Source organism: Agrobacterium sp. 22-223-1, assembly GCF_053522385.1.
This window is the reverse complement of sequence record NZ_JBNWCN010000001.1, coordinates 1,235,461-1,251,917: the sequence shown is the minus strand read 5'-3', so window position 1 is coordinate 1,251,917 and position 16,457 is coordinate 1,235,461. Positions and strand designations below refer to the sequence as shown.

General features: G+C 58.5%; 15 protein-coding genes and 3 tRNA genes. 4 read left to right on the top strand and 14 right to left on the bottom strand.

Going from position 1 to position 16,457, the window contains the following annotated elements; translation table 11 throughout:
- Positions 1–5: 5 nt before the first annotated feature.
- The 9 genes from ACQZ60_RS06235 to ACQZ60_RS06195 form a co-directional block, all read right to left on the bottom strand.
- Positions 6–266, bottom strand: coding sequence for a hypothetical protein (locus ACQZ60_RS06235; RefSeq protein ID WP_003521522.1), 261 nt, complete (start codon positions 264–266; stop codon positions 6–8).
- Positions 266–1,456, bottom strand: a complete 1,191-nt coding sequence (locus tag ACQZ60_RS06230; protein ID WP_003496461.1) for an NADH-quinone oxidoreductase subunit D — start codon at positions 1,454–1,456, stop codon at positions 266–268. Before ACQZ60_RS06230 ends, ACQZ60_RS06235 begins: the two co-directional genes overlap by 1 nt.
- Before the next feature lies 1 nt (position 1,457).
- Positions 1,458–1,886 carry a GFA family protein gene (locus ACQZ60_RS06225; RefSeq protein WP_448734920.1) on the bottom strand — a complete coding sequence of 143 codons (429 nt, stop codon included), beginning with the start codon at positions 1,884–1,886 and terminating at the stop codon, positions 1,458–1,460.
- A complete protein-coding gene (locus ACQZ60_RS06220) occupies positions 1,883–2,485 on the bottom strand; it encodes an NADH-quinone oxidoreductase subunit C (protein ID WP_035217676.1) in 603 nt (200 codons plus the stop codon). The genes ACQZ60_RS06225 and ACQZ60_RS06220 overlap by 4 nt, the downstream gene beginning before the upstream one ends.
- Positions 2,486–2,505: 20 nt before the next feature.
- Complete coding sequence (locus ACQZ60_RS06215; protein ID WP_003521524.1) at positions 2,506–3,090, bottom strand: NuoB/complex I 20 kDa subunit family protein; 585 nt, start codon at positions 3,088–3,090, stop codon at positions 2,506–2,508.
- Positions 3,081–3,446, bottom strand: a complete 366-nt coding sequence (locus ACQZ60_RS06210; protein WP_035259670.1) for an NADH-quinone oxidoreductase subunit A — start codon at positions 3,444–3,446, stop codon at positions 3,081–3,083. Before ACQZ60_RS06210 ends, ACQZ60_RS06215 begins: the two co-directional genes overlap by 10 nt.
- A 437-nt stretch (positions 3,447–3,883) precedes the next feature.
- A tRNA-Asp gene (locus ACQZ60_RS06205) sits at positions 3,884–3,960 on the bottom strand.
- 39 nt (positions 3,961–3,999) lie between these two features.
- Positions 4,000–4,076, bottom strand: a tRNA-Asp gene (locus ACQZ60_RS06200).
- A 98-nt stretch (positions 4,077–4,174) separates the two neighbouring features.
- The gene (locus ACQZ60_RS06195) at positions 4,175–4,504 is read right to left on the bottom strand and encodes a hypothetical protein (protein ID WP_448734919.1); all 330 of its coding nucleotides are present in this window, start codon (positions 4,502–4,504) and stop codon (positions 4,175–4,177) included.
- Between the two features lie 17 nt (positions 4,505–4,521).
- Between ACQZ60_RS06195 and ACQZ60_RS06190 the strand changes: the two genes are divergently transcribed.
- Both ACQZ60_RS06190 and ACQZ60_RS06185 read left to right on the top strand, forming a co-directional pair.
- Positions 4,522–4,597, top strand: a tRNA-Val gene (locus ACQZ60_RS06190).
- 330 nt (positions 4,598–4,927) lie between these two features.
- Positions 4,928–5,053, top strand: coding sequence for a hypothetical protein (locus ACQZ60_RS06185; protein WP_256364472.1), 126 nt, complete (start codon positions 4,928–4,930; stop codon positions 5,051–5,053).
- 204 nt (positions 5,054–5,257) lie between these two features.
- Here the strand turns inward: ACQZ60_RS06185 and ACQZ60_RS06180 are convergent, their stop codons facing one another.
- The 5 genes from ACQZ60_RS06180 to clpP all read right to left on the bottom strand — a co-directional run bounded on the left by ACQZ60_RS06180 (position 5,258) and on the right by clpP (position 13,410).
- Entirely contained in the window at positions 5,258–7,456 is a 2,199-nt protein-coding gene (locus ACQZ60_RS06180; RefSeq protein WP_448734918.1) for an esterase-like activity of phytase family protein, read from the bottom strand.
- Positions 7,457–7,809: 353 nt separating this feature from the next.
- Positions 7,810–8,085, bottom strand: coding sequence for a DNA-binding protein HupB (gene hupB / locus ACQZ60_RS06175; protein ID WP_006312721.1), 276 nt, complete (start codon positions 8,083–8,085; stop codon positions 7,810–7,812).
- 288 nt (positions 8,086–8,373) lie between these two features.
- Positions 8,374–10,791: an endopeptidase La gene (gene lon, locus ACQZ60_RS06170; protein ID WP_059752644.1), complete on the bottom strand. Its 2,418-nt coding sequence runs from the start codon at positions 10,789–10,791 to the stop codon at positions 8,374–8,376.
- A 415-nt stretch (positions 10,792–11,206) separates the two neighbouring features.
- The gene (gene clpX / locus ACQZ60_RS06165) at positions 11,207–12,484 is read right to left on the bottom strand and encodes an ATP-dependent Clp protease ATP-binding subunit ClpX (RefSeq protein WP_059752638.1); all 1,278 of its coding nucleotides are present in this window, start codon (positions 12,482–12,484) and stop codon (positions 11,207–11,209) included.
- A 293-nt stretch (positions 12,485–12,777) separates the two neighbouring features.
- Positions 12,778–13,410, bottom strand: coding sequence for an ATP-dependent Clp endopeptidase proteolytic subunit ClpP (clpP, locus tag ACQZ60_RS06160; protein ID WP_003521529.1), 633 nt, complete (start codon positions 13,408–13,410; stop codon positions 12,778–12,780).
- A 453-nt stretch (positions 13,411–13,863) separates the two neighbouring features.
- Here clpP and ACQZ60_RS06155 point away from each other — a divergent pair, with 453 nt between their 5' ends.
- Together ACQZ60_RS06155 and ACQZ60_RS06150 are read left to right on the top strand one after the other, a co-directional pair.
- A complete protein-coding gene (locus tag ACQZ60_RS06155; RefSeq protein WP_448734917.1) occupies positions 13,864–15,111 on the top strand; it encodes a diguanylate cyclase in 1,248 nt (415 codons plus the stop codon).
- Between the two features lie 83 nt (positions 15,112–15,194).
- The gene (locus ACQZ60_RS06150; RefSeq protein ID WP_448734916.1) at positions 15,195–16,448 is read left to right on the top strand and encodes a cytochrome P450; all 1,254 of its coding nucleotides are present in this window, start codon (positions 15,195–15,197) and stop codon (positions 16,446–16,448) included.
- Positions 16,449–16,457 lie beyond the last annotated feature (9 nt).

Here is a 16,457-nt window from a genome sequence, read left to right as displayed (position 1 = left end):
CCTTTTCAGTTTAACGTCTCACAACGCGATCTCGCCACCGTGACGAATTCGCAGGCGTAAGCCGCCTTGTCTTTCTGCATGAACACGATGAACTTGCTGCCATTGGGAACCGAGGCCTTGATCTCGTATCCCGACGACAGAAGCTGCTTGATGGTCGAAGAGCCGCCGCTCGACAGCGATATGCCGCCCTCGTCCGTCGCCGTCTGGGCGAGAGCGGGGGCAGACATCGCAGCGAGAAAAGCCGGTATGGCCAGCGGCAGACGCATCAGCGGTCGACCTCCCCGAACACGATGTCGAGGGAGCCGAGCACGGCTGTAACGTCAGCAAGCTGATGGCCCTTGCACAGGAAATCCATGGCCTGCAGGTGTGCGTAGCCCGGCGCGCGGATCTTGCAGCGATAGGGCTTGTTCGAACCGTCTGCGACCACGTAAACGCCGAACTCGCCCTTCGGCGCTTCGACGGCGGCGTAAACTTCGCCGGCCGGAACGTGGTAACCTTCGGTATAAAGCTTGAAGTGGTGGATCAGCGCTTCCATCGAACGCTTCATCTCGCCGCGCTTCGGCGGAACCACCTTGCCGTCGAGCGACGAGACCGGGCCGATGCGGTGCTTGCCGGAGAGAAGATCGACGCACTGCTTCATGATCTTCACGGATTCGCGCATTTCCTGCATGCGGATCAGGTAACGATCGTAGCAGTCGCCGTTCTTGCCAACGGGAATGTCGAATTCGAGATCGGAATAGCACTCATACGGCTGCGCGCGGCGCAGATCCCAGGCAGCGCCCGAGCCGCGCACCATCACGCCCGTGAAACCCCAGGCGAAGGCGTCTTCAAGCGAGACGACGCCGATATCGACGTTGCGCTGCTTGTAGATGCGGTTGTCGGTCAGCAGGCCTTCGATATTGTCGAGAACGGTCAGGAACGGATCGCACCACTTGCCGATATCATCGACCAGTTCCGGCGGCAGGTCCTGATGCACGCCGCCCGGACGAACGTAAGCCGAGTGCATGCGGGCACCGCAGGCGCGCTCATAGAACACCATCAGCTTTTCGCGCTCTTCGAAGCCCCAGACCGGTGGCGTCATCGCGCCGACGTCCATGGCCTGCGTCGTCACGTTCATGATATGCGACAGGATGCGGCCGATTTCCGAATAGAGAACGCGGATCAACTGACCGCGCATCGGGATTTCGAGACCGAGCAGCTTTTCGACGGCGAGCGCGAAAGCATGTTCCTGGTTCATCGGCGCGACGTAGTCGAGGCGGTCGAAGTAAGGAACGGCCTGCAGATAGGTCTTGGTCTCGATCAGCTTTTCGGTGCCGCGATGCAGAAGACCGATATGCGGATCGACGCGCTCGACGATTTCGCCGTCCAGTTCCAGAACCAGACGCAGCACGCCGTGCGCGGACGGATGTTCCGGACCGAAGTTGATCGTGAAATTGCGGACGTTATGCTCAGTCATTCTAGTGCTCCGCCGAGGTGATCATGGCGATGAATTCGGGGCCGGTCATGTTCTGCGTGGTTTCCGCGAAGGAATAGCTCGAAGGCTTCTCATCCGTGAAAATCTGCGACGCGAACTTGAAACTGGAAGGGTTATCGAAAGCCTGCAGCGAAACGGCAAAATGCTTGCCGTCCTTCGAGCGCCACATCAGCGTGCTGCCGCAATTGTTGCAGAAGCAGCGCTCACCCCATTCCGACGAGGAATAGACGCCGAGGTTCTCTTCGTTCTCAACGGAGATATCAGCGCATTCGACAGCCAGAAACGCACCGCCGGACCAGCGGCGGCACATGGAGCAATGGCAAACGCCAAATTCGCGGGCACCGATGACGGCATTGAAGCCGACGGCGCCGCAAAGACATTGCGCATGCTCTGTCGCGGGGGCTTGGCTCATTGCTTGGCCTTTTCGTCGCCCGGGAGAACATATTCGGTTCCTTCCCACGGGGAGAGGAAATCGAAGTTGCGGAATTCCTGTTTCAGTTCGACCGGTTCATAAAGAACCCGTTTCAGCACGTCATCGTAACGCACTTCCACAAAGCCGGTAACCGGAAAATCCTTGCGCAGCGGATGGCCTTCGAAACCGTAATCGGTGAGGATACGGCGAAGGTCCTTATGGCCTTCGAACGGAATGCCATACATGTCCCAGGCTTCGCGCTCGAACCATTCGGCACCCATGTAAACGGAGGTCGAAGACGGTACGCCCTCGTCTTCCGCTACCTGCAGCTTGATGCGGACGCGCAGGTTCTGGCGCGGCGACAGCAGGTGATAGACGACATCGAAACGCTTTTCGCGCTGCGGCCAGTCAACGCCGCAAATGTCGATGATGTTGACGAAACCGCACTGCACGTCGTCACGCAGGAAGGTCAAAAGCGCGATCACGCTTTCAGGCGTCGTGTTCAGCGTCAGTTCGCCATAGGCGATATCGGCCGACACCACGAGGGAACCGCGCGCTTCCTTAACGTAAGCAGCAAGATCGTTGAGAGCTTCGCTCATTCTTAATCCGTCCTTTGCCCTTAGCGCTCGATCGTACCGGTACGACGAATCTTCTTCTGCAGCAGAAGCACGCCGTAAAGCAGCGCCTCCGCCGTGGGGGGACAGCCCGGAACGTAGATATCCACCGGCACGACGCGGTCGCAGCCGCGCACCACGGCGTAGGAATAATGGTAATAGCCGCCGCCATTGGCGCAGGAGCCCATGGAGATGACGTAACGCGGCTCAGGCATCTGGTCATAGACCTTGCGCAGAGCGGGCGCCATCTTGTTGGTCAACGTGCCGGCGACGATCATCACGTCCGACTGGCGCGGTGAGGCGCGCGGGGCGACACCGAAGCGCTCCATGTCATAACGCGGACCGGACGCCTGCATCAGGCCTTCGACGGCGCAGCAGGCGAGACCGAACTGCATCCACATCAGGGAGCCGGTACGGGCCCAGGTGATCAGCTCGTCGGTCGAGGTGACGAGAAAGCCCTTGTCGGCCAGCTCGTCATTGATTTCCGTGAAGTAGGCGTCGTTGCTGCCAACCGGCTTGCCGGTCGAGGGATCGATGATCCCCTTCGGCTGCGGCGCAACGAGCGTGGTGTTGTTCTGGCTCATGCCCATTCCAGCGCTCCCTTCTTCCACTCATAGATAAAGCCGATGGTGAGAACGATGAGGAACACCATCATCGACCAGAAACCGAACCAGCCCATCTCGCCGAAAGACACCGCCCATGGGAACAGGAAGGCGACTTCCAGATCGAAGATAATGAACAGAATCGACACCAGATAAAAGCGAATATCGAACTTCATGCGGGCGTCGTCGAAGGCGTTGAAACCGCACTCGAAAGCGGAGAGCTTTTCCGGGTCCGGCGCCTTGTAGGCGACAGCGAAAGGCGCAATGAGAAGCGCCAGGCCGATGACGAGAGCGATACCGATGAAGATTGCGATCGGAATGTAGGAACTGAGGAGTTCAGTCATGGTCTCTTCCCTGCCCGGCCGGGTGCCGGACCTGCCTTTGTGACCCGAAGTCTCAAAGAGCGCACAAATATGTTGCAACGCCAAAGTCGTTAGCGCAGCCGCGCTCTCTCTGCAAGAGTTTAGGCACCATTTCAAGACACCTGCCGCATTGATTGGCAACAATATTGCCGGAATTGACGCAAATTTGGGCCACAATTCCGGCCTAAGCCCCTCAAATACAATAATAATCGATTGAACGACGCAACCGCAAAAAAGTCACACGAATTTTACGTCCGGATGGCGGTGAAGTGACGATATTCGGGAATCGAAACTTGACTAAAAAATGCAGGAAAAATCGCGTTTTAAAAGCCCGGAATCAGGCGCTGGAATCGTCAATAGACGAGCGCGCAAATCGCGCGTCGATCTGTTTTTTAAGGAGACATTTCAGGAGAAAGAAATGGCGCGAGTGACGGGGCTCGAACCCGCGACCTCCGGCGTGACAGGCCGGCACTCTAACCGACTGAGCTACACCCGCGCACCACAGACATTCATCTGCGTTTTCCGAGGGACAGGATGGCGCGAGTGACGGGGCTCGAACCCGCGACCTCCGGCGTGACAGGCCGGCACTCTAACCGACTGAGCTACACCCGCATCTCCTGACGACAGGAACCAGTCCCGCCGCTCGAACCAGCCTCGGCTGTTCGATGAGCGGCTAACTACGGCGTTCGTGCGGGGGTGTCAAGCAGGTTTCACGACAAAAGAATAAGCTTCTTCATTTTGATCGGGAAAAACCGGAAGGCCTTGGAACGCGATTGCGGCAAACGCCCTGTTTTGCGGGCTTTTCCCAACGAAAACAAAAAACTTGTCCACAGCCGCAGGCTTCCGTAACGGGATTTCCACATGGCCATCAAGGCGTCCTCGGGTCTTGTCTCAGGCAAAAAGCCCGCAGTTCCCGGCTTTTTGCCCCCGGCTCCCGGCGCCGGAAAATTCTCTCGGCAAAAAAAACAAAAAAACTTCACAAAAGCCCTTGCGGTTTTTTTCCGATCCGAATACATCACGGCCACCGACGCGGCGGACATGATCCGAGACACGCGAAGGGCGATTAGCTCAGTTGGTAGAGCGCCTCGTTTACACCGAGGATGTCGGGAGTTCGAGTCTCTCATCGCCCACCATTTTCCCAGAAGATTTAAATATCACCCGTCAAACCGAGATCCTTCGTGTTTGTTTTCGCTATGCGACAAGCCCTCGAGTATTCGGAATTATCGCCCCTGCCCTTACTGCGGTCGGTGAAGCGTCGTCATGATTCCCAGCCGCTGGAATCGCTTTTCTCCAGTTACACCATGCCAAATCGGCACTGCTGTTCCATATTCCGACAGCTTGACCACCCCCTGTATCAGCCCGCAACATACCGGAAAATAAGGAAGATTCAGACTTTCTAAAGAGATTTCAGACATTGTTTGCGCACCGTTTCATGATGAACGGTTGAACAGATGGATGAAACCATGTCGATCGACGCGTTTGTAACACTCGCGCTTATTGCGCTGCCTGTTTATATTTTTTTCCGCTGGGTCCAGCAGGACTCGGAAAAACAAGATACTCCCAAAAGCAAGAATTCCCTGGGGCGGTGATCCGTTACGATCGATCCGCAGCATTTTCCCGGATGGCCTCCGGACGAAATCCTCCACAATCCGAAATCGAAGCGCAATGCCGATTTTAACGGCTTGCATCGTCAGGCATCGTGCAAGATCGGGGAACCCGGCCAAGGGGCCCTCGCCGTACAAAAAAGCCGGGCATAGCCCGGCTTTTCTCATTTGCGGCGCCAATCGGCCCGATCAGTTGATCGCCTTCATATTGACGGTGAAGAACAGCGTTTCGCCGGAAGAATCGTCCACGCCGTCATTGTCGGTCACGGCATAGGCCGTTCCCGCCTTGTCGAAGGTGAAGCCTTCCAGCTTGTCGACGACATAACCGTTGGTCTGGGCCTTGAGATCGGGCAGGAAGTCATGGGCTTCCTGCTTGGCCACCAGCGGCAGTTCGCCGCCGATCTTGCCCGGCTTCAGGTCTGCGATCGCAACGCGGTAGAGCTTCTTGATCTTGGCCTTGTCGCCGATCTGGTTGTCGCGCTCGACGATATAGACATAGTCGCCCTGGGCGGTGATTTCGGAGAGGCCAACCCAGCCTGCTTCGGTCTTGTCGAGCGGGTAACGCACGGCGCCCCACTCCTTGGACTTCGGATTGTAGGAAACGAGCTTGACGAAGCCCTTCTCGTCCGTGCCCCATTCACGCTGTACGGCCATCCACAGCGTCGCGTCGTCGCCCTTGCCGATCATCGTCACGCCTTCGAAACCGAAGCGGGTGTCGCCGGCGAGAAGTTCCTTCGGCAATGCGATCTCCGCCTTGATCTCGCCCTTGGCGTTGACGTTATAGAGCGCGTGGGGCACGAGCTTGGCGCTGTCGCCTTCAGAGGCCAGCCAGAAACCGCCCTTGCCGTCCAGCGTGATGCCTTCGATATCGAGCTTTTGAGCGGCAATACCGTCACGCTTGACGCGCAGCACGCTGGTGATGGTGGCGGGCTTTTTCGTCGCATCGATGGTGAAGATCGACGGCTGGTTGCCATAGACCGAGTCGGAGACGGCATAAAGAATGCCGGGCTTTTCGGCGTCGCCGACCAGACCCGAAAGAGCACCCCAGCCGATCGGTGCACCATCGACGGTGGCGGAAACGAGCTGCGGATAGGCTGCTTCACCTTCACCGCGCTCATAGAGCATGACATGCGAGCGGACGCCGCCGTCTTCGATCAGATCGACCTCATTGGCCGTGGCAAGGAGGTTACGCGACGGGATGGCGACAGCGCCTTCCGGCGAAACGCCCGAAGGCAGGAGCTGGGTCAGTTCCGGCTCCTTGCCGGTGTCCTTGTAGACAGCGACGACAGAGGCGCGTTCGGACAGTACGAAGAAGTATTTCTGGTCGCCGAAAGTCGCCGCTTCCAGGCCTTCCGGCTCGATGCCCTTGGCCTTGGAGCGCTTTTCCGGATAGTGGCCGATGGCCGCAACCGCGTGTTCGAGCGAGGAGCCGGATTCATAGACGAGCTTGCCAGTCTTGTCGAAGATGGTGAAGCCACGCGAACCGCCCTGCCAGTCGCCCTCATTGGCGATGACGATGCGGTCATTGTCCAGCCACTTCACGGCGTCCGGCTCGCGCTTGCGGCCTTCCTGCTTGTCGGTGAACTTCAGCTGGCCATCGGTCTTCGTATCGATGCCTTCAAGATCGACCTTGCCGGCGGAGAAATGCGTCTTCACCGTGCCGGTCTTGCCGTCGAGAATGACGATATGATTGTTTTCCTGAAGCGTCAGCGCGATCTCGCCATTGGCGTTGATCGACACGAATTCCGGCTCCGGATCCTCGGGGGAAATTTCGGCAAGGCCGGTGAGCTCGATCTTCTTCAGCGTCGCGCAATCGGCAACGCCGTCTTTCAGGGCGACAGTCACCAGATAACCGGCGGGCATCTGCGGCAGGGCTCCTTCGTTTACCTCTTCATCGCGCTCGTTTTCAATGGCGATGGCGGCGAAGGTCTTGTCCGGGGAAACGGCGACGGAATCGGGCTGGCCGCCGAGATCACAGCTTGCTTCGATCTTCTTGGTAGCAATATCGACCGTCACCAGCTTGCCGGAGGGCTTGGCGCGGTTTTCCGACGTGTTGACGCCGGCCAGCACCTTGAGACCGGCAACGACAACGGAGGTCGGCTCGCCTTCGAGCAGCAGCGCGCCGCCGGCCTTGGGAGCCTTGGCGTCGGTGATGTCGATGAAACCGATGCCGCCAAGCGGGCTGTCCGAATAGATCAGCGTCTTGCCGTCTTCACTGGCGGTGATGATTTCAGCCGAGGTGACGGACTTGGCGTCCTTGTCCGCGGGAAGGTTTTTCGCCACCGGGAAAGATGCGATGCGGTTGAAAACCGGCTCGGCAGCGGCCGGGATGGCTGCGGACGTGAGCAGCGCAGCGGTCAAAGCCATTTGAGAAAATCGGAACGCCATTTTAATCCCCCTTGGGTCCAGAAATACCCCAAGGCTTCTGCGTTACAGACATGACAGTGGCATGACACTTCCTGACCGCTGAATCAAAAAGCCCGGCCTAGAAGGCCGGGCTTTCGTGTTTATGCCCACATTCCGCGTAGAAAAACGCCGTGTGTCCGGATGGAAGCTACACAGGCGCTTCCCTGCTTTCATTCACATCTTGACCGGGAAAACCCGGCCTGTCCGAAAAGAGTTTTTCGAAACACCGCCCACTTTTGGCGGCGATGTGACGGCGTCAGGGCGTCAAAACATGTTTCCTCGTGAACCTGAAAAGCCGCCCGCCCGCCGCCGGGCGTTGCGGCTTTCCGGAAACCTTACGAGTTGACGGCGTCCTTCAGGCCCTTGCCTGCGGAAAACTTCGGTACGTTGCGAGCCGGGATATCGACTTCAGCACCCGTGGAAGGGTTACGGCCCTTGGAGGCTTCACGACGGCTGACGGAGAAGCTGCCGAAGCCGGCCAGGCGAATGTCGCCACCGTTCTTCAGTTCGCCCTGTACAGTTTCGAATACAGCATCAACAGCGGAAGCAGCATCTGCCTTCGTGAGACCAGCCTTTTCGGCAACAGCAGAGACGAGCTCGTTCTTGTTCATGTTTCCACCCCTTTCAATGGTTTGAAACGACTCAAATTAAGCCGGCGCAGAATACGTTCGCATCCGCGCGCAGCAACCCAAAAGCGCTGGAATCGCCTGAAAAACAAGGGGTCTGCGTTTTTTTTCACAAAAAAGGCCGACATTTCTGCCGGCCTTCCACATATTCGTGCCAAATTCGCATCACTTGTGCGCAGCTTTACGCCACATGCGCCTTCCGACACCTAACACATTGAATCTATGCAGCAGCCGTCGCGAAAGGCGATTCCCGCCCCTCGCGACGATGCATTATCAATGCGCGATGGTCTGGCTGCCGTCGTCGACGCCCTCGACGGTTGCGATCACCGGCGTCTCGATGCTGCCGTCCCACTCGATGGGCTCCGGCTGGCGGATAAGGGCGTGCTTGATGACCTCGCCCATGCGCGATACCGGGATGATTTCCATCTCGTTCTTCACATTGTCCGGAATTTCCGCCAGATCCTTGGCGTTTTCTTCCGGAATCAGCACCTTCTTGATGCCGCCGCGAAGGGCCGCAAGCAGCTTCTCCTTCAGGCCGCCGATCGGCAGCACGCGACCGCGAAGCGTGATCTCGCCCGTCATCGCCACATCCTTCGAGACCGGGATGCCGGTCATGATGGAGACGATGGCCGTCGCCATGGCAACGCCGGCAGACGGTCCGTCCTTCGGGGTCGCACCTTCCGGAACGTGCACGTGAATGTCGCTCTTGTCGAAGCGCGGCGGCTCGATGCCGAAGTCCACGGCGCGCGAACGGACATAGGATGCCGCCGCCGAAATGGATTCCTTCATCACTTCCTTGAGGTTGCCGGTAACCGTCATGCGGCCCTTGCCCGGCATCATCACGCCTTCGATGGTGAGCAACTCACCGCCAACTTCCGTCCAGGCAAGACCCGTGACGACGCCGACCTGATCCTCGCGCTCGGCCTCGCCATGGCGGAACCGCGGAACGCCCAGATAATCCGGCACATTGGCAGCGGTGACTTCCACGGACTTGACCTTGCCCTTGATGATCTCGGTGACAGCCTTGCGCGCCAGCTTCATCAGCTCGCGTTCGAAGCTGCGCACACCGGCTTCACGGGTGTACTGCTGGATGACGACCATCAGGGCGTCATCGGTAACCGAGAACTCTTCCGGACGCAGGGCATGTTCCTTGATCGCCTTCGGCAACAGGTGACGCTTGGCGATTTCGCGCTTTTCGTCTTCCGTGTAACCGGCGATGCGGATCACTTCCATACGGTCCATCAGCGGGCCGGGAATGTTCAGCGTATTGGCCGTGGTCACGAACATCACGTCGGACAGGTCGTATTCCACTTCAAGGTAATGGTCCATGAAGGTGGAGTTCTGTTCCGGATCGAGCACCTCGAGCAGAGCCGACGACGGATCGCCACGGAAATCCATGCCCATCTTGTCGATTTCGTCGAGCAGGAAGAGCGGGTTCGCCTTCTTGGCCTTCTTCATCGACTGGACGATCTTGCCCGGCATGGAGCCGATATAGGTACGACGGTGACCGCGGATTTCCGCCTCGTCACGCACGCCGCCAAGCGCCATGCGCACATATTCGCGGCCGGTCGCCTTGGCGATCGACTTGGCGAGCGAGGTCTTGCCGACGCCGGGAGGGCCGACGAGGCACAGGATGGGTCCGCGGATCTTCGAGGCGCGCGCCTGTACGGCGAGATACTCGACGATGCGTTCCTTGACCTTGTCGAGACCGAAATGATCCTGATCGAGGATTTTCTCGGCAGCGTTGAGGTCCGCCTTGATCTTCGACTTCTTGCCCCAGGGCAGACCGAGCAGCCAGTCCAGATAGTTGCGCACGACGGTCGCTTCCGCGGACATCGGGCTCATCTGGCGAAGCTTCTTCATTTCCGCCTCGGCCTTTTCCTTGGCCTCCTTGGAAAGCTTGGTCTTGGCGATGCGCTCTTCCAGTTCGGCCATCTCGTCACGGCCGTCCTCGCCGTCGCCGAGTTCCTTCTGGATCGCCTTCATCTGTTCGTTCAGGTAATATTCGCGCTGCGTCTTCTCCATCTGGCGCTTGACGCGCGAGCGGATGCGCTTTTCCACCTGCAGCACGGAAATTTCGCCTTCCATGAAGCCGAGCGCCTTTTCAAGCCGCTGCTTCACGCTGACGGTTTCCAGCATTTCCTGCTTTTCGGTGATCTTGATCGACAGGTGCGAAGCGACCGTATCGGCAAGCTTCGAATAATCGTCGATCTGGCCGGCAGCGCCGACAACCTCGGGCGAAATCTTCTTGTTGAGCTTCACATAGCTCTCGAATTCAGACACGACCGAACGCGACAGCGCCTCGATCTCGACCGGATCTTCGGCAGGCTCCTGCAACGGCGTCGCAGTGGCTTCATAGAAGTCTTCACGGCCGGTGTAGCTGTCGATCTGGGCGCGGCCCTTGCCTTCCACCAGCACCTTCACGGTGCCGTCGGGAAGCTTCAGGAGCTGCAGGACATTGGCGACCGTGCCGACCTTGTGGATGGCTTCCGGGGCCGGATCGTCATCGCTGGCGTTGATCTGGGTGACAAGCATGATCTGCTTGTCCGAACCCATGACTTCCTCGAGCGCACGGATGGATTTTTCCCGCCCGACGAACAGGGGAACGATCATATGCGGGAAAACGACAATGTCGCGCAGGGGAAGTACCGGATAGGTACCGCCAGATGCCGCAGACGTGATGTTCGTCATATCATTTCCTTTCCATGGTCCCTTTCGGGACACTTTGCCGGACAGCTTGGGGCATCCGGCACATTCATTTCTCGAGACTGAAAGTGGAGTTTCGAAACACCGATTTCAAGTCGCCGGAACAGACGGTCCCGCTAAGCCGCAAGACCGTGAAATTCAACAAAACCCAGCGCCGGCTAGTACTCCCGACATTTCCGGTTATCCCGAAGGACATGGGAACCGGGTCGCCGACGGGAATTCACATTTCCGTCATATCGCGCTGCAAATCAGTTGTAAGACTTTATCAGCAAAGCGCAATCCGCTCCAAACGCAAAATCGGGCTTCGCCAAGTTAGGCGCAAGTTTCACACCCGGCGACAACAGAAAAGGCCCGCACGGAGGCGGGCCTTCTGACTTCATCAAAGCACCGGACCGGCCGATCAGGCCGAAACGTTGGTCTTTTCTTCCTGACGATCCGCATAGATGTAGAGCGGGCGTGCAAGGCCGCTGACGACCTCGTCGGAAATGACCACTTCGCGTACGCCTTCCAGCGTCGGCAGTTCGAACATGGTATCCAGAAGGATCTTTTCCATGATCGAGCGCAGGCCGCGGGCGCCGGTCTTGCGGGTGATCGCCTTGCGGGCGATTTCGCGCAGCGCGTCCTCGTGGAAGGTCAGTTCCACATCTTCCATCTCGAACAGGCGCTGATACTGCTTGACCAGCGCGTTCTTCGGTTCGGACAGGATCTGGATCAGCGCATCCTCGTCGAGGTCTTCCAGCGTGGCGAGAACCGGCAGACGGCCGATGAATTCCGGGATGAGGCCGAACTTCACCAGGTCTTCGGGCTCCAGCTCGCGCAGCACCTCGCCGACGCGGCGATCGTCTTCCGCCTTGACGGTCGCACCGAAGCCGATCGAGGTCTTTTCACCACGGGCCGAGATGATCTTGTCGAGGCCGGCAAAGGCGCCGCCGCAGATGAACAGGATGTTGGTCGTATCCACCTGCAGGAATTCCTGCTGCGGATGCTTGCGGCCGCCCTGCGGCGGAACGGAAGCGACCGTGCCTTCCATGATCTTCAGAAGCGCCTGCTGAACGCCCTCGCCCGACACGTCACGCGTGATGGACGGGTTGTCCGACTTGCGGGAAATCTTGTCGACTTCGTCGATATAGACGATACCGCGCTGGGCGCGCTCGACATTGTAATCCGCAGCCTGCAACAGCTTCAGGATGATGTTTTCCACGTCCTCGCCGACATAACCGGCTTCGGTCAGCGTCGTTGCGTCCGCCATGGTGAAGGGAACGTCGATGATGCGGGCGAGCGTCTGGGCAAGATAGGTCTTGCCGCAGCCCGTCGGGCCGACGAGCATGATGTTCGACTTCGCAAGCTCGACATCGCCATTCTTGGAGGCGTGCGCGAGGCGCTTGTAGTGGTTGTGAACGGCAACAGACAGGATCTTCTTCGCCTGCTTCTGGCCGATGACGTATTCGTCGAGGATCTTGATGATATCCTGCGGGGTGGGAACACCCTCGCGCGACTTCACCATCGACGTCTTGTTCTCCTCGCGGATGATGTCCATGCACAATTCGACGCATTCATCGCAGATGAATACCGTCGGTCCGGCAATGAGTTTCCGGACTTCGTGCTGGCTCTTGCCGCAGAATGAACAATAGAGTGTATTCTTAGAGTCGCCGCCGTTGCTGCCGCTGACTTTGCTCATATCTCTTTCCTTCCAGCACGCCGCAGGTCCGCCAAACGGATCGCGGTCAACTTACCGCCCGCCGATACGGCAGCCCTTGGGGTGCATCGCCGTATCCGCCTCGTTTCCCGGGGTACTAACCGGTATCAGATACATGAGCTGACAACCGGCTGCAACGAATTCCCCATCAAACCAAAGGCCACGTCATAAAAATTCAACATAGCCTTTATATATACTAATATCGCTTTCTGTTGCGGTTGAAAGCCCCGAAATTACTTTTGCGGGTTCAAACAAACGTCAAAAAGCGGCGCGCCTCAATTCGCGGCGGCGCCTTCGATTTCCTGGCGCGAGGTCAGGATCTTGTCGATCACGCCCCAGTCCTTCGCCTCGTCTGCATCCATGAAGTGGTCGCGATCGAGGGTTTTTTCAACCTCTTCGAGCGTGCGGCCGGTATGCTTCACGTAGACTTCATTGAGGCGACGCTTCATCTTGATGATGTCGCGGGCGTGGCGCTCGATGTCCGATGCCTGTCCCTGGAAACCGCCGGAAGGCTGGTGCACCATGATGCGGGCGTTCGGGGTTGCGAAACGCATTCCCTTTTCACCGGCGGCCAGAAGCAGCGAGCCCATGGATGCGGCCTGGCCGACGCAGAGCGTGGAGACCGCAGGGCGGATGAACTGCATCGTATCGTAGATCGCCATGCCGGCGGTCACGACGCCACCTGGCGAATTGATGTAGAGCGCGATTTCCTTCTTCGGGTTTTCAGCCTCGAGGAAAAGCAGCTGCGCGCAGACGAGCGAAGCCATCTGGTCTTCCACCGGGCCGGTGAGGAAAATGATGCGTTCCTTGAGAAGACGGGAAAATATGTCGTAGGAGCGTTCGCCGCGATTGGTCTGCTCTACGACCATCGGCACCAGAGCCATGGCGGTATCAACTGGATTTTTCATGTCCGTCCTTTGTCAAACTCTGCCCTTCGCGAAAAACCGCTCCGGAATCACTTCTAACCTTCATACTCCCTACATAGAGTGTCCCTGCCCCGTACTTCAAGACACGAAGCCGCATATCCTTAACGGCTCAACAGCGTTTGCGGGCCTTTCTGGCCGAGGTTGACGGGGCTTTCGAACCGCCTGGTGCCGGTCGGGCCTCTTTCATTCGCCGCCACCATTTTTTTACTATGGCAGGCGACGACGGCAAAAATCGCCCGCCATGCACAGATATAACTTCTCACCGGCAAGAACTCGTTAGTATTTGCTACAGATACTGACCAGCGAATTTTCGGTTCCCGTCGGGGGAATGCGCCCATCCGGGCGAAATGGCAGCTCAACAATTCAAGCGGGCATAACGCACCTCGTGCGCAAGGGCCCGCTTTTACCGCATTATGGCGCAGATAGGATTTTGCAATGCTGGATGCAAAGACGAGCACGCTACTATGGGCGGCGGAAACGTTCACCCTTGCCGTGCTTTTGGGAACGCTGTGGCTGCACCGCCCTTCCCGCCGGCATAATCTCTATTTCGCCGCCGGCTTCCTCGCCACGGGCTTCGGCACTGTCATGGTGGCCTTTCGCGGGGATATTTCCAGTTTTCTGTCCATTCAGGTCGGCAATACGCTTGCGCTTTCCGCCTTCGGTTTCTGGCTCGCGGGCCTGTTAGGCCTGGAGCAGCGCAAACTCGGCGGCTGGATTGCAATTCCCGCCCTGCTGTGGATCGCCGGAATGTTCGTGCCATCCGTGCGCGAAGACATGGTCGCCCGCATCCTGCTCTATCATGCCAGTGCTGCCACGGGCTATTTCATGCTCGCCGGTGTCCTTCTGGCCAGCAGGGCGCGCGCAACACGCAGCCGAAAGGTACTGGCCACGATCCTGATCCTGCAGGCTTTTGCCGGAGCGCTCGTCGCATCCATCGTCATCCCTGCCAATGCCGCGGTTCCCAACGCCATTCCGATGACGTCGGCGCTCTCCATTTCCGGCATGCTCGGCTTCACGGCCATCATCATGATCAGCGCCAAGATCATCATGGAGGATACGGAGATTCGTCTCCACCGGCTCGCCATGACAGATCATCTGACTGGCGTTCTCAACCGTCGCGGTCTCCTGGAAGAGTTCGAGCGCATCAAGAAGCGGTCACCGGGATCCAGCCGCTATGTGGCTCTGGTGCTGTTCGACATCGATCATTTCAAGAAGATCAATGACAGATATGGCCACCAGTCCGGCGACGCGGTGCTCGTGCATTTCTGTAATATCGCGCAGCGCGCGATCGGCGATCGTGGCCTTTTCGTCAGAATGGGAGGCGAGGAATTCGCTCTGGTTGCCGAAGTCGAAAGTCCTTCCAGCACAGCGACGCTTGCGGAAGCCATCCGCAGCAATCTGCGCCTTTCAAAGATCAGTTCGCGCGGTGAAGGCATAGAGGTAACCACAAGCGTCGGCATATCCGAAGCCATGATCAAGGATGCCGACCTGAGTGTGATGATGACGGAGGCCGACCGCGCGCTCTATGCCGCCAAGAAGGCCGGGCGCAACCGGACCGTCATCCACGTCAATTCGGCCAATGTCGTCGTGCCCGCCCCGGACCGCGAGGAAAATCCGATGGACAACAATGCCGACCGTCAGGTCGCGGCCCTGAACCGGATAGCCGCCATCGCCAGCCGATGATGATGTAACCATCCAGTGACATGCATAGGGGTATCCGGAAGGGATTTCCCTCCCTTCCCAAAGCGCCGCGCGCGGAATAGATCATGGGTATGACAACGACATTTCCCTTTCTCAAAATCGATCCCGCCAGCCGCCGCGTTTCCCTTGATGCCCGCGACCCGGCTTTCTACAGCGATCCGAACCCGGTCTATGCGGCCCTTCACGCTGAATGTCCCACCTTCTACTGGGAAGAGCAGCGGCAGTGGTTTTTTACCGGATACGACCACGTCAGCGCCCTTCTGCGCGACCGCCGGTTCGGACGGCAGATCCTGCATGTGGCAAGCCGCGAGGAAATCGGCCTGGCGGAGCCGCAGGACCATGTGAGGCATTTCGACGCCGCCGAGCAGCATTCGCTGCTGGAACTGGAGCCGCCGGAACACACGCGGCTGCGCACGCTCATCAACCGCGCCTTCGTGTCGCGGCATGTCGACAAGATGAAGCCGGATATCGAGGAACTCGCCAACCGTCTGATCGACGCCTTCGAAGCGAATGGCGAAACGGAACTGCTCTCTTCCTATGCCGACATCATCCCGGTGACGATGATCGCCCGCATGATCGGCATTCCCGAGGCGATGGGGCCGCAGCTTCTGAAATGGTCACATGCCTATGTCGGCATGTATATGTTCAAGCGCACGCCGGAAGATGAGCTTCTGGCCGACAAGGCTGCACATGAATTCTCAGACTATGTGCGCAGCGTGATCGCGGAGCGGCGAGCGGAGCCGAAGGACGATCTGCTGAGCCACATGATCCACACGGAACATAAGGGCCAGTACCTCACCGACGACGAGCTGGTCTCCACCACCATCGTGCTGCTGAATGCCGGGCACGAGGCAACCGTGCACCAGATCGGCAATTCGGTTCGCATCATTCTGGAAAGCGGCCTATCTCCCAAGACGCTGTTCAACGACGATGCCACCACGGAACGGACGGTGGAAGAAACCCTGCGCATCTGCGCGCCGGTGCATATTTTCCAGCGCTGGGTTCTGGAACCTGTCGAAATCGATGGCGTCACGTTCAAGCGTGGCGACAAGGTCAGCCTCATCCTGGCAGCCGCCAATCTCGATCCCGCAAAATTTTCCGATCCGCTGACCTTCCAACCAGACCGCAACGAAGGCGCCAACGTCTCCTTCGGCGCGGGCATCCATTTCTGCATCGGCGCGCCGCTGGCAAGGCTGGAGCTCAATCTTGCCCTGCCCCTGCTTTTCAAACGCCTGCCGGGCCTGAAGATCGCCGAGCCGCCCAGGGTCAAGGACGTCTATCATTTCCATGGTCTGGAGCGGCTCGATCTCAGCTGGTGAGATTTGGCC

Coding starts and splice junctions, on each gene's coding strand:
- ACQZ60_RS06235 (WP_003521522.1), bottom strand. CDS start 266: ATGCGTCTGCCGCTGGCCATACCGGCTTTTCTCGCTGCGATGTCTGCC.
- ACQZ60_RS06230 (WP_003496461.1), bottom strand. CDS start 1,456: ATGACTGAGCATAACGTCCGCAATTTCACGATCAACTTCGGTCCGGAA.
- ACQZ60_RS06225 (WP_448734920.1), bottom strand. CDS start 1,886: ATGAGCCAAGCCCCCGCGACAGAGCATGCGCAATGTCTTTGCGGCGCC.
- ACQZ60_RS06220 (WP_035217676.1), bottom strand. CDS start 2,485: ATGAGCGAAGCTCTCAACGATCTTGCTGCTTACGTTAAGGAAGCGCGC.
- ACQZ60_RS06215 (WP_003521524.1), bottom strand. CDS start 3,090: ATGGGCATGAGCCAGAACAACACCACGCTCGTTGCGCCGCAGCCGAAG.
- ACQZ60_RS06210 (WP_035259670.1), bottom strand. CDS start 3,446: ATGACTGAACTCCTCAGTTCCTACATTCCGATCGCAATCTTCATCGGT.
- ACQZ60_RS06195 (WP_448734919.1), bottom strand. CDS start 4,504: ATGTCCGCCGCGTCGGTGGCCGTGATGTATTCGGATCGGAAAAAAACC.
- ACQZ60_RS06185 (WP_256364472.1), top strand. CDS start 4,928: ATGTCGATCGACGCGTTTGTAACACTCGCGCTTATTGCGCTGCCTGTT.
- ACQZ60_RS06180 (WP_448734918.1), bottom strand. CDS start 7,456: ATGGCGTTCCGATTTTCTCAAATGGCTTTGACCGCTGCGCTGCTCACG.
- hupB (WP_006312721.1), bottom strand. CDS start 8,085: ATGAACAAGAACGAGCTCGTCTCTGCTGTTGCCGAAAAGGCTGGTCTC.
- lon (WP_059752644.1), bottom strand. CDS start 10,791: ATGACGAACATCACGTCTGCGGCATCTGGCGGTACCTATCCGGTACTT.
- clpX (WP_059752638.1), bottom strand. CDS start 12,484: ATGAGCAAAGTCAGCGGCAGCAACGGCGGCGACTCTAAGAATACACTC.
- clpP (WP_003521529.1), bottom strand. CDS start 13,410: ATGAAAAATCCAGTTGATACCGCCATGGCTCTGGTGCCGATGGTCGTA.
- ACQZ60_RS06155 (WP_448734917.1), top strand. CDS start 13,864: ATGCTGGATGCAAAGACGAGCACGCTACTATGGGCGGCGGAAACGTTC.
- ACQZ60_RS06150 (WP_448734916.1), top strand. CDS start 15,195: ATGGGTATGACAACGACATTTCCCTTTCTCAAAATCGATCCCGCCAGC.